At 59.2% G+C, this 15,006-nt stretch carries 10 protein-coding genes and 5 pseudogenes; 7 read left to right on the plus strand and 8 right to left on the minus strand.

Annotated features, from left to right (window positions below; all coding sequences use genetic code 11):
* Positions 1–9: 9 nt before the first annotated feature.
* Positions 10–907 (minus strand): annotated as a pseudogene (locus tag H2O14_RS26130) (Ku protein).
* Positions 908–1,105: 198 nt separating this feature from the next.
* On the opposite strand from H2O14_RS26130, the gene H2O14_RS26135 reads away from it, so the two are divergent.
* From H2O14_RS26135 to H2O14_RS26155, 5 genes and pseudogenes are all read left to right on the plus strand, one after another.
* Positions 1,106–1,282, plus strand: a complete 177-nt coding sequence (locus tag H2O14_RS26135; RefSeq protein ID WP_010974312.1) for a hypothetical protein — start codon at positions 1,106–1,108, stop codon at positions 1,280–1,282.
* Positions 1,283–1,294: 12 nt separating this feature from the next.
* Positions 1,295–2,071 carry an exodeoxyribonuclease III gene (gene xth, locus H2O14_RS26140; RefSeq protein ID WP_182830226.1) on the plus strand — a complete coding sequence of 259 codons (777 nt, stop codon included), beginning with the start codon at positions 1,295–1,297 and terminating at the stop codon, positions 2,069–2,071.
* Between the two features lie 632 nt (positions 2,072–2,703).
* Positions 2,704–3,336: a hypothetical protein gene (locus H2O14_RS26145; RefSeq protein WP_182830296.1), complete on the plus strand. Its 633-nt coding sequence runs from the start codon at positions 2,704–2,706 to the stop codon at positions 3,334–3,336.
* Between the two features lie 219 nt (positions 3,337–3,555).
* Positions 3,556–3,927: a helix-turn-helix domain-containing protein gene (locus H2O14_RS26150; protein WP_182830227.1), complete on the plus strand. Its 372-nt coding sequence runs from the start codon at positions 3,556–3,558 to the stop codon at positions 3,925–3,927.
* Between the two features lie 11 nt (positions 3,928–3,938).
* Positions 3,939–5,309 (plus strand): annotated as a pseudogene (locus tag H2O14_RS26155) (IS1182 family transposase).
* Positions 5,310–5,451: 142 nt separating this feature from the next.
* Here H2O14_RS26155 and H2O14_RS26160 read toward each other — a convergent pair.
* Both H2O14_RS26160 and H2O14_RS26165 read right to left on the minus strand, forming a co-directional pair.
* Positions 5,452–7,043 (minus strand): annotated as a pseudogene (locus tag H2O14_RS26160) (ABC-F family ATP-binding cassette domain-containing protein).
* A gap of 245 nt (positions 7,044–7,288) precedes the next feature.
* Positions 7,289–7,695: pseudogene (locus H2O14_RS26165) on the minus strand (cytochrome P460 family protein); the annotation flags it as partial.
* A gap of 324 nt (positions 7,696–8,019) precedes the next feature.
* On the opposite strand from H2O14_RS26165, the gene H2O14_RS26170 reads away from it, so the two are divergent.
* Positions 8,020–9,279: an epoxide hydrolase family protein gene (locus H2O14_RS26170; protein ID WP_409526986.1), complete on the plus strand. Its 1,260-nt coding sequence runs from the start codon at positions 8,020–8,022 to the stop codon at positions 9,277–9,279.
* 427 nt (positions 9,280–9,706) lie between these two features.
* Here H2O14_RS26170 and H2O14_RS26175 read toward each other — a convergent pair whose 3' ends face one another.
* From H2O14_RS26175 to H2O14_RS26185, 3 genes and pseudogenes are all read right to left on the minus strand, one after another.
* On the minus strand, positions 9,707–10,882 hold the full coding sequence (locus H2O14_RS26175) for a hypothetical protein (protein ID WP_246697851.1): 1,176 nt from the start codon (positions 10,880–10,882) through the stop codon (positions 9,707–9,709).
* A gap of 57 nt (positions 10,883–10,939) precedes the next feature.
* Positions 10,940–12,153, minus strand: a pseudogene (gene hmpA / locus H2O14_RS26180) (NO-inducible flavohemoprotein).
* Complete coding sequence (locus H2O14_RS26185) at positions 12,134–12,823, minus strand: DUF1971 domain-containing protein (protein WP_210275631.1); 690 nt, start codon at positions 12,821–12,823, stop codon at positions 12,134–12,136. The pseudogene hmpA and the gene H2O14_RS26185 overlap by 20 nt, the downstream one beginning before the upstream one ends.
* 138 nt (positions 12,824–12,961) lie before the next feature.
* On the opposite strand from H2O14_RS26185, the gene H2O14_RS26190 reads away from it, so the two are divergent.
* Positions 12,962–13,420 carry an Rrf2 family transcriptional regulator gene (locus H2O14_RS26190; RefSeq protein ID WP_182830230.1) on the plus strand — a complete coding sequence of 153 codons (459 nt, stop codon included), beginning with the start codon at positions 12,962–12,964 and terminating at the stop codon, positions 13,418–13,420.
* On the opposite strand, the gene ada is transcribed toward H2O14_RS26190, so the two are convergent.
* Complete coding sequence (ada, locus tag H2O14_RS26195) at positions 13,377–14,459, minus strand: bifunctional DNA-binding transcriptional regulator/O6-methylguanine-DNA methyltransferase Ada (protein ID WP_182830231.1); 1,083 nt, start codon at positions 14,457–14,459, stop codon at positions 13,377–13,379. The genes H2O14_RS26190 and ada overlap by 44 nt on opposite strands.
* Entirely contained in the window at positions 14,459–14,863 is a 405-nt protein-coding gene (locus H2O14_RS26200) for a nuclear transport factor 2 family protein (RefSeq protein ID WP_182830232.1), read from the minus strand. Before H2O14_RS26200 ends, ada begins: the two co-directional genes overlap by 1 nt.
* Between the last annotated feature and the right edge of the window lie 143 nt (positions 14,864–15,006).

Raw genomic sequence — 15,006 nt, forward strand, 5'->3', positions numbered from 1 at the left:
CTCCTCCGATCAACCGGCGCGGCGGGTTTGCGACGCCGCAGACTTGGTTTTGGCAGCGGCGGGCTTGGCCGCCTTCTGACGCGACGTGCCCTTGTTGGCGTTGGCCGCCGTCCGCTTCGGTTCGGCCTTCTTCCCACCAATGCCGGCGCTCTCCTGAGAGCCTGGAGAAGATCGCTGGGTTTCGAGGCGGGCGGAGCCTTCTTCTTCGGAAGCGCCCTGCCCTCGATCTTGGCCTTCACCAGTTCGGCGACGGCAGCTTCGTAGCGATCGTCGAACGTGCTGGCGTCGAAGCTGCCCTTCTTGGTGCCGATGATGTGCTCGGCGAGCTCAAGCATCTCGCCTTGGATCTTCAGATCGGGCAGTTCCTCGAACGCTTCTTCGGACGAGCGCACCTCGTAATCGAAGTTCAGCGTGGTCGCGATCAGCCCTTTGCCGTGTGGCCGGATGAGAACTGTACGCACACGGCGGAAGAGGACGGTGCAGGCGATCGCGGCGACCTTGGCTTTTTCATGCCGTCGCGCAAAAGCACAAAGGCGTCGGTGCCCATCTTGTCCGGCGCCAGATAGTACGGCTTGTCGAAATAGACGTCATCGATCTCGTTGCAGGGGATGAAGGCATCGATCTTGAGCGTCTTGTCACTTTCGGGCACGGCCGCTGCCACTTCCTCTGGCTCGAGCACGATGTATTGCCCGTTTTCGATCTCGTAGCCCTTCACCTGATCGTCACGTTCGACCGGATCGCCGGTCTCGATGTCGACGAACTCGCGCTTCACCCGGTTGCCCGTCTTGCGGTTCAGCGTGTTGAAGGCGATCCGCTCCGAGGATGATGCCGCGGTGTAGAGGGCAACCGGGCAAGCGACCTCTCCGAATTTGATGAAGCCTTTCCAATTCGCTCTTGGGGCAACCATGACGCAAAACTCCTGACGCAACCTAGGCGATTCAAGCGAATCAGCAGGCAATTGTTCCGAGTCGAAACGAATCATTTTTCAAGGACTTAGGCCGATAGCGCCGCTCGTTTTGCGAGTCTGCGCTAGACGCTTGATTCCGGTGCATCTTTTCGGGGCCGCGCGCGTTTCCTCATGCAGCAACCAAAGAGGAGTCCTGCCATGAGCAAACGTGAACTGATCGATACTGGAACCGACAAGCGTTATGTCCGGCGTGACAAGGAAGGCAAGTTCAAGGAGAGCGTCGACGTCTCGCGATCGCTGTCTGCCGATGCTCGCCATGACGCGAAGCATGATGCCAAGCCAGGTCAGGGCGACAAGGGCGACCGCAAGCACTGACGGAAACGCTTAGTGAAGCTCGCCACCTATAACGTCAACGGCATCAACGGCCGGCTTGAGGTCCTGCTCCGCTGGCTTGCCGAGGCGAAGCCTGATGTCGTCTGTCTGCAGGAGTTAAAGGCGCCGGACGAGAAGTTTCCCCGCCGCGAGATCGAGCGTGCCGGCTATGGCGCCATCTGGCACGGTCAGAAATCCTGGAATGGTGTGGCGATCCTTGTCCGGGATCAGGAGCCGCGCGAGACACGCCGCGGCCTTCCAGGCGACCCCGACGACAGCCATAGCCGCTATATCGAAGCAGCGATCGACGGAATGGTGATTGGCTGCCTTTATCTTCCGAACGGCAATCTGGCCCCCGGTCCGAAATTTGACTACAAGCTCCGCTGGTTCGAACGCCTGAAGTCCTATGCCACCGAGCTGCTCGAACTCGAGGTGCCGGTCGCCCTTGTCGGCGACTTCAACGTCATGCCGACCGACCTCGACGTCTACGCCCCGGAGCGCTGGCGGGATGATGCCCTGTTCCGGCCGGAAGTGCGGGCCGCCTATGCCGAACTCATCGCTATGGGCTGGACGGACGCCATTCGGCTGCTGCATCCGGAAGAGTGGATCTACACGTTCTGGAAGTATTTCCGCAAAGCCTTCGCTCGAAACGCCGGCCTTCGCATCGACCATTTCCTGCTCAGCCCGTCACTGCGGGAACGACTACAGTCCTGTGGGGTGGACAAGTTCGCCCGTGCATGGGAGCACACCAGCGATCACGCCCCCGCTTGGATTGAGCTGCATGATGATTAGCTCACCTCAGATGAAGAAGTGTGATTTGCCCGCAATGCCTTGAGAGGCCGCTTGTCTGCCTGATCGCGCCGAGGCGGCGGCAGCGTGAAGCTCGCGGCGAGCCAATCACGGCGACAGACATTCTTCGCAGATCCCGTAACAGTCTTCCTCGGTCGATGCGGACCGTCCGCAACACGCGCAAGGGGGCGTCGCCGGATCAGCCGAAACGGTCTCCGGCGGCAGGATCTCAATGTCGGCGTCTGCGAAGAGGTGTAGGATGTCTTCTTCCATCTCGATGCTCCAGGTCGAGGGTTTCGACTCGAGATAGTTACGCGGGCGGCGATCTCAAGATGGGCGTATTGATATGCTCTCTGTTGAAATCCGCGCGTGTACCGCCGCGAACTTGATACGAACACAATCGGTGGCTATCTATGTTGCACAGGCGTCGCCGGTGAGTGTCCGAAGGGATGTTCGCGATCGCCGAAGTCGCTTTCTGCCTTTGACCACGGATGTACTGGCACTGGTGTGAGGAGCGACATGAGAAGGTCGGTGCGAATTCGCCCCGGCCTTTTTGTTGCGCCAGCATGCGACGCCTGTCGGAACGACCGCATTTTCTTGTTGATCCCGAGCAACGCCCAACCCATCTACGCTGGATGCCGAAACAGAAGATCATCATCGCGCCCGCGCTCGTGGAGACCTGGACACTGTCGCCGGCCGCCACGTTCGGCTCCTCCGTCCGCGCCAAAGGTATTCTTCTGGAAGTCCGGGCCCGTCTGCCCCTGGCCGTTCGGAAATCTCTCGACGTGAACGGCATGGCTCTCGTTTTGGGGATGGCGACAGAAGGCGAGCGAGAGTTCGCCTCGACGTCAGCAGCCGTCACCGCGGCGCTCGGAGGGATCGAAAGCCTGCCGGTCATTCCACGCGAAATTCAGGACATCCTCGCCATCTCCACGACCGAACGGCATCGGTGGCTGAAGGACGGCCGTCTTCCGAGCGCCGGAACGCGTACCGTGCGACTGAGCGGCCGCGCAAGGCAGATCACCTTCCATGTGTTCGATCCCCGCGTGGTGGAGGATCTGCTTGACCGGGCCGTCGTCGATGAATGGCGTGAAGAGGATATCGCCGCGAGAGCTGAGAACAGAAGGCAGGCGGCCTACCGGGCGAAACTCACCCGTTCGCTCAAGAAGGCGGCGAAGAAGCCAGAGACGGTCGGGAGCGAGATTGATGCCGCGGCCAGCAAGCTGCTTGGCTGGGACGAGTTCGACGTCGATGGGCTGCTGCGATAGCGGTAGTCCGACATGCGCAGTGATAACAGGCCGCTGGGCATGACTGCCCGCATTTTGCAACCACCATACGTACGCGCGCAAGCGACACGTCTACCGCTCACCGAGACGCGATAGGTCCGACCCGCCCGGCGCAAATAAGATCCCGTTATTGCGAACTTGACGGGTCCGTCATTTTGACCTATTTACAGAATTCTGTAATTTTAAAGTTTGGAATTCGATATGACACAGCTCGAATACGACAACATTTTCGACTCGATCACAGACGATCCGATTGAGGCTGCGGATTTGACGTTGCGATCCGACCTCGTCAACACGCTGGTTGCGATCTTCAAAGAACGAGGGTGGAAAAACGCCGACATCGGAGCGGCGCTTAATATCCCACAGTCCCGGGTAAGTGAACTCGTCCGCGGCAAGATTGCGGTACTGTCAGTCCAAAAACTTTTTGGCTACCTCGCGACGCTTGGTTACCGCTTCAAGCCATCGCTGGATGGCAACCACCACGTGGTGTGCCGAGTCGAGGAAAAACAAAAAGAGGCCGCGAGGCGGGTTCAGACTGCTGACAAACCCCTGGCCACATCCAGGGGTTTGTGATTCACTGGGACATGTTGAAGAAACCCGCTCCCGAACAAACGGCTCTCGAGATTGTAACGCTCGACGGGCTTGTCCCGAAGGATCATCTGCTTCGCAAGATCGACGCGGTGATCGACTTTTCATTCATCCATGATCGCGTCGCCGGGCTGTACTTCGCCGACAACGGCCGTCCGGCGCTCGATCCGACGCGGATGTTCAAGGCGCTGTTCATCGGCTATCTGTTCGGCGTGCGTTCAGAGCGGCAGTTGGTGCGCGAGATCGAGGTGAATGTCGCCTATCGCTGGTTTCTGCGCCTGAAGCTGACCGATCCGGTCTTCGACGCCTCCACGCTCTCCTAGAAACGCCGCCGTCGCTTCAAGGACGCCTCGGTGGCCCAGAACATCTTGGATGCGATCGTGGAGCAGGCGATCCGGCATGGCCTGGTTGATGGGACCGTTCTCTATACGGACTCGACCCATCTGAAGGCCAACGCCAATAAGGGCAAATACGACCTCCAGATGCTGCAGAAGTCGCGCGCCGATTATTGGGACGATCTCGACCGGTCGATCGAGGCCGAGCAGGCGGCGCATGGCCAGAAGCCGCTCAAGGAGAAGGAACGCGAGCCGGAGGTGAAGGAAACCAAGGTGTCGCGCAGCGATCCCGACAGCGGCTATGTGGTGCGCGACGGCAAGCCCAAGGGCTTCTTCTACCTCGATCATCGCATCGTCGACGGTCGCTTCGCCATCATCACCGACACGCATGTGACGCCGGCCAATGTCCATGACTCGATCGTCTATCTGGACCGGTTGGACCGGCAGCGGGCGCGCTTCGACTTCAATGTCGGGGCGGTCGGGCTGGACGCGGGCTATGCGACATCCGGCATCGCCAAGGGGCTGGAGGATCGCGGCGTCATGGGCGTGACAGGCTATCGCAACCCCACCCCGCCAAAGGAGGGGATGATGCGCAAGTCCAGGTTCGTCTACGAGCCAGGAAACGACGGCTATCGCTGCCCGCAGGGTCAACTCCTCGCCTACGCCACCACCGACCGGCACGGCTACAAGCATTACCGCTCCGACCCCAAGATCTGCAAGAACTGCCCGCTTCTCGCCACCTGCACCACCAACGCCAAGGCGGAGCGGACCATCACCCGACATGTCTGGCAGGAAGCCCGTGATCGCACCGACGCCAACCGCAAGACGGCCAAGGGCAAGGCGATCTACAAACGACGAAAGGAGACGGTCGAGCGCTCCTTCGCCGATGCTAAGCAGTTGCATGGCCATCGCTACGCGCGCTTCCGGGGCCTCATCAAGGTTCAATGGCAATGCCTGTTGGCCGCGAGCGCCCAGAATATCAAGAAGATCGCCACTGCAATGACCAAAGCCCCGGCCCCAGCCTGGGGATGAGGGTCTCGACCACCTTGCGCTCACGCCACAACGCTCGAAGAAACACCACCTGAACGAGCGGACCGTAAAACGCAAAAACCCGCCGTGAAAAATCGGCGGGTTTGTCAGCGGTCTGAGCCGCGCCCAAAAAGGCGCGGCTTTTTTACGCTCCGAGCGGCGCGCCAAGCAGAAAACGCCGAGTAATGCCGATGGCCTCGAGGAAAGCCTCGTCATGGCTGACCACCAGAAGCGCACCATCATAGGCAACCAGCCCCGCCTCCACAGCGGCGATGGAGTCAAGATCGAGGTGATTGGTCGGCTCGTCGAGAATAAGCAGTTGCGGCGGCCTTTCTCCACCGAGGACACAGGCCAGGCCGGCGCGCAGCATCTGCCCACCCGACAATTGTCCCACTTGCCTGAGGCTGGCATCGCCACGAAACATGAAACGGGCGAGAGCCGCCCGGCAGGCATTTTCGCTGGCTTCGGGATTGAGCCGCATGAAATTGTCCCGGATCGACAGCTGCGGCTGAAGCAGGCTGACCTTCTGGTCGAGAAAGGCGCATGGCACCTCGACCCTGACGGACCCTGAAAACGGTGCCAGGCCTCCAGTGATGACGGACAGCAGCGTCGTTTTGCCCGTGCCGTTCGAGCCTATGATGGCAAGCCGCTCGGGACCAGTCATTGTCAGCGAAAGATCAGAGAGGACTGGTGCATCGCTTGCATAACCCGCAGTCACCTTGTCCAGCCGCAGCACCGTCCTTGACGCCACAAGACCCGTGGATGGCAGCGAAACCGTGAAGGGATCAAGAACCTCGATTCGCCGCCGCGCGTCAGCCACATCTGCCTTGGCCTCCCCCGTCATTCGACGTGCAGCGGCGGCATTATCGCCGCCTGTCTGCTCGGCACGCATGGCGCGGCCCCAGCCGATATCCTTGGCATTCCTCCCTCCGCCGCTTTCTTTTTGCCTTCGCCACTGCGACGGGCCTGCCGCTCTGCCGTTTCCTGCGCCTTGCGCTCCACCTCGCCGAGCCGCTTCTGGGCGTCGGCCAGATCATGACGCGCGGCAGTAAGCTCCAGCGCCTTGCGCTCGCGGTAATGGCTCCAGTTGCCGCCGTAGCGGCTGATGCCAAGCGAGGTCAGTTCGACCACGGCATCGACGATTTCGAGCAATTCTCGGTCATGGCTGACGATGATCGCGCCCTGTCGCCAGCTCGCGACAAGCTCGATCACCGCCGCCCGGCCATCCCGGTCGAGATTATTGGTGAGCTCGTCAAGGATCAGGAAATCGGGCGCGTGATAAACTTGGGCAGCAAGTGCAGCGCGCGTCCGCTGTCCACCTGAGAGCCTTGCAAGCGGCGCGGTCAAGGGCATGGACAAGCCGAAACGCGCCAGGGCCGCCTCGATATTCGCCTCAAGCATCCAGTCGATGTCCGCTAGTTCCTCCAGCGTTGCACTCCCTGCCTGGGCCCGCGCGAGCAGAACCAGCGCATGCCGCGCGCCGAAGAGGTCGGCAACCGTTTCCTCCTCGGCCACCTGCACACTTTGCCGCAGGACATGGATGCATGACGGCGCAGTGACAGATCCCTGAGACGGCGACAATTCGCCTGATATCAGCTTCAGAAGCGTCGTCTTGCCGATGCCGTTGCGGCCAACAAGTCCAGCGCGTTCAGGACCGAAGATGGTATTCAGATTGGAGAAAAGTGGGCGCCCGTCAGGCGTGGACCAGGATAGGTTGGAAAGAGTGATGTAAGGCATGGACAAGGTTTTCCCGTATGGCAAGGCAAAGTGGCGTTGCGATCGGGTTGAAATCCATTGTCGATGATCCTGTTTTGAAATTCACGGCTGCTATATAAGCGCAATATGCGATGCGCTCAAGTTCCGTGACAGTCGCGACGAGACGCGATGGAAGAGCCAAAACGGAACTGGAGGTCACCTGGGCTTATGTTCGCGTATGATCGCGGTTCCCCAAATAAGCTTTTGGAACCGTTACGGCGCGTATCGAAGCGCCCGAAACCCCATCCATGGCTGTCAGGATATTTTTTAGTATCCTTCACCATGACTTGAACAGTGGTCGGCGCGCCGGGAACCGTCGCAGGGGTAAACTCGGTCGATTGTTTTCGTTTGTAAGCGAGCTTCACCAAGATCGAGCCATCGGGGAAAGGGAGCGTACCGCTTTTATAGGCGTTGATCGCAATATCGTTCCCCCAACACCGCTCGCAATTCATCGAGCGGCGGCTCCTCTTGTGCCGGCGCGATAAATCTCCAGTCCCGATAGCCTTCGGGTATGGTGACACCGTATATGGGAGAGGCATTTTCAGGGCCGCTGCCAGCTGCGGCCGAGAATGTCGCCGCGTCCGCCGGTCGCCGCAAGCGACAGTGCGATGGAACAGAAGAGTGCGCTTCTCATGGATTCAGCCTTCACGTTCTGATTTCGATCAGACCTTATTTGTCGGTCCATGTATCTGGCATGTTTCCACGGATACCCTTCTTTGTATCTCACTGTAGCCTCGGCGTTGCGGCCACTGGATTGTATCGGCCAAAATTACACCTACAGTCTCGATACAATTCGGCTTGTTCACGATGCATGCCGGATACGTTGGCTCCGTAAATCCCTCCTGCACCCAGATGTCGTCACCGACGACTTTAAGAAGGAGAGGGTTGAATGACTTCGATTATCACGTTATCCCGCCGCAATCTGCATCTCGTCTCGGCTTTTGCGATCGGCTCTCTGATGTTGCTACCGGTCTTGGGGCCACGGCAAGCAAGCGCTGCGGAAACGGCCGCAATTACTGCCACCGAGCAGAAGGCCGATGAAAGTATCAGGCCCTTCAAGATCCATGTCGACCAGTCACAGCTCGACGACCTGCGTCGCCGCATCGCCGGCACGCGTTGGCCCGACAAGGAGACTGTCGGGGATATCTCTCAAGGCATTCAGCTTGAACGGGTCCAGAACTTGGTTCGGTACTGGGGAACCGACTATGACTGGCGCAAGGCGGAGCAGGAACTGAACGCGCTGCCGGAATTCATCACGACGATAGACGGCGTGGATATCCAGTTCATTCACGTTCGGTCGCGCCATCCAAACGCTTTGCCCCTCATTCTGACCCATGGGTGGCCTGGATCGCAGTTCGAGTTCATCAAGGCCATTGGCCCGCTCACCGATCCGACTGCATATGGCGGTCGCGCGGAAGATGCTTTCGACGTGGTCATTCCCTCTATTCCCGGACATGGGTTTTCGGGTAAGCCGACTGAACTCGGCTGGGGACCGGATCGTGTTGCCAAGGCTTGGGACGTGTTGATGAAGCGCCTCGGCTACACAAGCTATGTCTCCCAGGGCGGCGACCACGGTTCGGTCATCTCGGATGCGCTGGCCCGGCAAGCCCCACAAGGCCTGCTCGGCATTCACCTGAACATGCCGGCAACCGTCCCCGGCGACCTCATGAAGGGTATCAATGCCGGCGATCCGGCTCCGGCGAGCCTGTCGCAGCCTGAACGCGACGCTTACCAGTCGCTTAGCACGTTCTTTGGCCGGAATGCCGCCTATGGTGCGATGATGGTTACCCGTCCACAGACCATTGGTTACTCGCTGGCCGACTCCCCGTCCGGTCTCGCGGCCCGGATCTACGAGAAGTTTGCGCAATGGAGCGATAGCGACAGTGTCCCTGAGCGGGTCCTCTCCCGAGACGACATGCTCAACGACATTACGCTCTACTGGCTGACCAATGTTGGTGCGTCCTCGTCGCGTTTCTACTGGGAAAACAACAACAACAATTTCAGCTCGGAGACGCAGAAGACAAAGGACATCAAGGTCCCGGTCGCCATCACGGCCTTTCCGAAGGAAATCTACAAAGCACCTGAAAGCTGGAGCAGACAGGCCTACCCTTCTCTGGTCTATTACAGCCAGGCGGCGAAAGGCGGTCACTTCGCAGCGTGGGAGCAGCCCCAGATTTTCGCCGAAGAGCTGCGCGCCGCGTTCAAATCCATGCGCTGATCGCGCACCTCGTTCATGCGGTGACAGATGGCATCGCATGAACATCTCATCCAGCTGATGGCACTTTGCGTCAAATCCAACGCTCTTGAAGGTACACGAACCGCAGACCTCTCATTGCTTAGGCGGAGTTTCTGCTTCGTGGCAAAACGTTGTTCAGATTTGTTACCAGTCGGCTATCACTTTGAGCGAAACATTGCACCCTAGCCCAATGAGAACAAAATCTCGCCGGTTGCAATGACCTCAAACATCGTCAGATCCACCACCTTCACCTTCTCACCCTCGCTCGTCTTCCAAAACCGAGCGCCGGGGAAACCAGCGCTCGCCTTGTTTGGTTTGCTGTCTCAATCGGTATTGGTACTCTCTCACCTGCAAAAGACGTCCGTTGCAGGCGACAACATCGATCGAACCGAGCAGTTCAATCGATGTTTCACATAGCGGGTGAAGCTGCATAATCCAGTTCTCTTCTGTCGTCAGTGTCCATGCGTTTGCGTGTCCGACGGTCCCCCGGACCGTGTGGATGTTCGCTGCTGTAGGAGTGGGTCGTCTTCGTCTGAAACTCGTTCGGGTCAATTCCGTTAATGCCGAAGAATGCCACATGCAGTCCCCAGTAGGCAGTGCAAAAGACAATCAGAGCGCCTGACAATCCGACGGGCACGTTGATCAACTTGCGCTTCAGCCCTGTGAATAGATCAAGGCCTGAACGCTGTTCGGCAGCCACCGCAATGAGGATCGCCATTATGAGGCCATGGCCTATCAGATCTATTCGCCCGAAGGGCCACACGGCGGCCGTGAAGATCACGAGGAGGGCTATCGCTGAGAGGCGTCGGATCAGAGGCGTCCAGAGGAGCCCGAATCCCAGGGTGAACTCGGTGACCCCAGCCATAGGGATGAAGACGTCGCGTGGCATACCAAATGTCAGGAACGGTTTTTCTACGACCAGCGGATAGAACCAGCTTGGAAAGGCGAATTTCTCGAGGCTTGACCACATCAGCGCAACGGCAAGCCCCCATCGCAGGGCTTCAAAGCGGCGTTCCCTGAGGGCTTCGTTCTTCTGGGGTTCGAGGATGAGATACGCGGCAACGCCCAGGCCGAGGGCAAGATAGTCGAAAAGATGAAACAGTTCATAGTCGCGTAGGGCGAGCACCCATAGAGCTATGATTCCAACGCCTGCAAGCGGCATCGTCGCGCGCCAGAAGATGCAGCACGCGATGACGAGTTGCAGCCAGGATACCCATTCGTGCGGCGTCTTCAAATCAGGCGTCAGGTAGACGTTGCCGACAGAGAATATAGCGACGAAAAACGCGGCGATGATGCATCGGATGTAATCGTCCTGCCGCAGCCATATGGGGTTCGTTGCCTTGTTCAAGGCCGCGATCGTTGCGCCACCCCATTTGCTCAGCTCAACAAGGCGGGTCAACAAGAAGAACAACAACACCAATCCGAGGCCAACCCAGAACCATGTGTCAGTAAGCGTTTTCCCGATCGGCTCTGGAGGCGCTCCGACAATATAGGGCGCGAACCATTTGACGTGCGCGGATGCACTGGCCGGGAGAAGCAGGAGAGCGATAATGAGAGGTGCTGCGCGTTTGAGATTATCGAACATGGCGGTTTCTTTCGTGGAGCGTGTGGGGCGGGTTAGGGCTTGCCCCACTTTCGAAGATCAGGCTGCCAGTAAGTCGTCGGCTGGTCCGAAGAATTCAAAGTGAATGCGATCGGCTTCAACACCCGCGTTCCAGAGGCCAGTCACAAGCGACTTCAGAAACGGCTTCGGGCCGCAAAGGTAGAAATCTCCCGTCGCAAACGGCGTATTGTGCTTGAGCCAGTCCACGTGAATAAAGCCGTCATGGTCGTGCGTAAAACCGACCATATCGCTCGGAGCAGGTTCACTATAGAACGTTGCGACCGAAATGCGTCCGTGGTCTCTGGCGATCGACCTGACGTGGCGATCCATGGCATGGGTCGAACTGTTCAATGCAGCATGAACGTAATGGGCATGCACGTCAGGATAATGCGCGCCGATCGTTTCCACCATGCTGACCATTGGGGTGAGACCGACACCAGCGGAGAGCAGAATCACCGGCCGGACGGGCTCTTCTGGCAGGAAGAAATCTCCAGCCGGCGGCGTCGCCTCGATCGTGTCTCCGACCCGCGCGGTATCGTGCAGGAACCGCGATCCGCCCGCACCTTCGGCTTCCCGTTTGACAGAGATGCGATAGTAGTCGTCGTTCGGCGAGCACGAGATCGAGTAGTTCCGTTTTATCTGAGAACCATCCGGAAGAAATAGACGGATGGTCAGATACTGGCCCGGCTTGTGCCTGACGATGCTCCCGCCATCGGCAGGCTTCAGTATAAACGTCGTGATGACGCTGCTTTCCTCGCGCTTCTCGACGATCACGAAGGGTCGCCAGCCGTTCCACCCGCCGACCTGCGCTTCCAGACTTTCGCGGATATCAGCTTCGCGCTCCATAAGGAGATTGGCGAGGAACCAATACGCCTCACCCCAAGCCTCGATCAGCTCTGGCGTGGCGGCGTCGCCCAGCACGTCTTTGATCGCGGCCAGGAGCGCGGTGGCGACGTAAGGGTAGTGCTCCGGGAGGATGTGGTACCCGATGTGCTTGTGAGCAATACGCTCGACCACCGGAACGACCGGGGCGAGATTATCAATGTTCTGGGCATATGCGATGATCGCCGCCGCCAGTGCGTGAACCTGCGATCCTCCCTCCCCTGGTTTGAGTGGTTGAACAGCTCTTTGATATGGGCGTCCTGGAAAAGCCGGGCATACATCGCCGTCGTGATCGCGGTCCCATGGACGGCGAGCGCAGGCGCGCTTTCCTTTACGATCAGGATTGTGTTCTCACTGAGGGGCGTAGGCATGGTAGCCTCCTTGCTGGTTTACGTCGAGGTTTGGTCGGGGATCGCGGTCAAAGAATTCGAGCTGGAACCGTACGGGACCACGAAGCTCGAGATGGTGAGGCCGACGCGGTTCGATGACACCAGGGTTTTGCGGGTCGAGGACAATGGGTTGGATGGCAGCCTCTTCGAAGTGAAGGACGACCTGCCCGTCCATGATCCTCACAACCGCCCATGCGCCGTCCTTTGTCTGGTGCTGGCTGAGCAAAGCCGGCGGCACGGTCACCTGGTCGAAGATCTTTGTTCTGCGATATGGCTCTGTAACCGCTGCATCCGACGGCCAGCGGGCGCCGATAACGGCCTCTGAGCCATACATCGCCCTATTCAGTCGATCCGCTATTCGAGTGGCTTTCGTCTGCATTTCCCGCGCAACGTCGGGCGGCACCAGATCATTGGTGGTCTCCTCCCATAGCTGAAGCCATCGGGAAAACATTTGGGGCTGGATCCGGTGCGCATGAATGACGTGCATCGCAACGGGATTTCCCTTGTAGCGCCCGCTGGTGAGCATCAACGATGACCAGAAGTCCTCGAGCCGCTGCAGGTGTTCCGCCCAGTCCGCCACGACTTCGTTGAAAACCGGCCCAAGTTCGCCATCTCGCCTGACCCGTGCATAGAATCTCGACAGCACCGGCATGATGTCTTCCTGCTGAATTGTCTGGGTAACCATGGCTCACCTTAAATGATGCAAACGACATGCATCTATTCATGTTTCCAAAAACATGCTATGTAAACGCATATTTTGTACGGCTGCCATTTTGTCGCAGGGATGCTGATGAAACTCTCGACCTACAGTGACTACGCGATGCGGGTGATGATCCACTTGGCGGCGAAGGACGATGCCCTGACATCCATCCGTCAGGTGGCCACCATCTATGATATTTCCCAGAACCACCTGATGAAGGTCGTTCAGGATCTTGCCGGCGCCGGGTTCATCGAAGCGATGCGTGGTCGTAATGGTGGCATCCGGCTTGCGAGGCCGGCCGATCAGATCAACCTCGGATCGATCCTCCGCCACACGGAAAAGCTTACCGACCTCTTCGTCTGCGATGGATGCATCATCGCCCCAGCATGCGGTCTTCCCGTTGTTCTCCGGGAAGCGACAGCCGCGTTTGTCGCCGTATTCGACCGCTACACCTTGGCCGACGTGGCTCGCAGGAAATCCGATCTTGCCGCGCTACTGACAATCATCACAGATGCGGACCCAGCTGTCTCTCGCCCAGACATTCATTAGCAGGGCAGCGGTCCGAGGCAAAGCTTGCCTCCCTTCTCAGAAGCTCGCATTTGCGATCGATGCCCCAGGTGTAGCGGAAGGCGGAGCCGTCGCTCTTTGTTACGCGATGGCAGGGAATAGCGACGGCCAGTGGATTACTCGCGCAGGCGCTGGCGACCGCTTTCCCTCCTTTCCTGCTCCCGATCCTGCGAGCAAGCTCCTCGTAGCTCACCGTCTGGCCCGGCGGAACTTCCCGCAGGGCGGTCCATACCCGCCTTTGAAACGCGGTTCCCCGTACGTCGAGAGGAAGGTCCAAACCCAGGCCGGGAGCTTCTACCATTCCGACGACGCAGGCGACGACATGTTCGTAGTCCTGGTCACCGCCGACAAGATTGGCGCTCGGGAAGCGATCCTGAAGATCTCTGAGGAGCTTACCCGGATCATCCCCTATCAGGATGGCGACGACGCCCTTTTTGCTCGACGCGACAAGGATCGAGCCAAGAGACGCCAGACCAAGGGCGAAGCGGATAGTTTCCGCGCGTCCGCCAGCGCGGTAGTCTGCAGGCGCCATCCCGAGCGCACGATTGGACACCGCGTAGAACCGGCTGCTCGAGCCGTAGCCGGCATCGTAAAATGTCGACGTCACCGACTTTCCCGGCCGTAGTCCTTCTCGTAGGAGGGCTGCCCGCTTCTCCTGAATGTATGCTCGCGGGGTCACTCCTGTTTGCGCGCGGAAAGTCCGGTGGAAGTGCCCTTCGCTGACGCCGAGCGCATGTGCGAGAGCCGCCACAGTCGGCGAGCTGTCGCCGGCATTGATCAGCATGCACGCCTCAGCCACGAGATCGGCATTCCTCCTTGCGAATTTCTCGTCGTCGGGACGGCATCGTCGGCAAGGGCGAAAGCCTGCTCTTTGGGCGTCGGAGACGCACTCGAACCAGCGCATGTTCTCCGGCCGAGGCGGACGGGAGATGCATGTCGCCCTGCAATAGACGCCGGTTGTGAGGACGCCGCGGAATGCGGACGCAGTCGCCTCGTTCGGAACTTCCGCGGCGTCCGTCATCAGCCGGCGCTCCTCTGCATCGAGCCGAACGGGTTGTCGATCAGGTAGCGCCACAGACCGTCCGGCCCCCTGCGAGCGATGTCGGTTGCGGTCGCCACCATATTGATCTCCGTGCCGTCCCGCGCCGTGCCCATATATGACCAATCGAGAATGAGGGACGCGACGTTCCCAGCTACGAACAGGTGACGCTGGGTGATCGACATCTGAAGGCCGAGGCTGAAGTACTTGGCAAGCTCCTTGCCGATTGCGTCTTTGCCCACGTGAGCGACGCCCGCCGCATCGACGATCAACCCTTCCGGGTCGTAGAAGTTGAGCATGGTCTCGACGTCGAGCGAGTTCAGATGGGCGAGAAGCGCCGGGACGATGCCTTCCGGCGTCGAGGAGAGTGCGAGCTTGGTGGTCATTCGATGTCCTTCGTGGTTGTTCTGCTCGTGCGAGCGTCCTGACTATGGCGAGGTCCCAAGGCGTCGAAACTCCGTTTTCTGATCTCATATTCGGATTTTCGAGCAGACCATGTGATCGGGGATTGACACCTTCCATAATCGTA

The sequence above is a fragment of the Rhizobium sp. G21 genome, assembly GCF_014158035.1.
Lineage (GTDB): Bacteria > Pseudomonadota > Alphaproteobacteria > Rhizobiales > Rhizobiaceae > Rhizobium_E.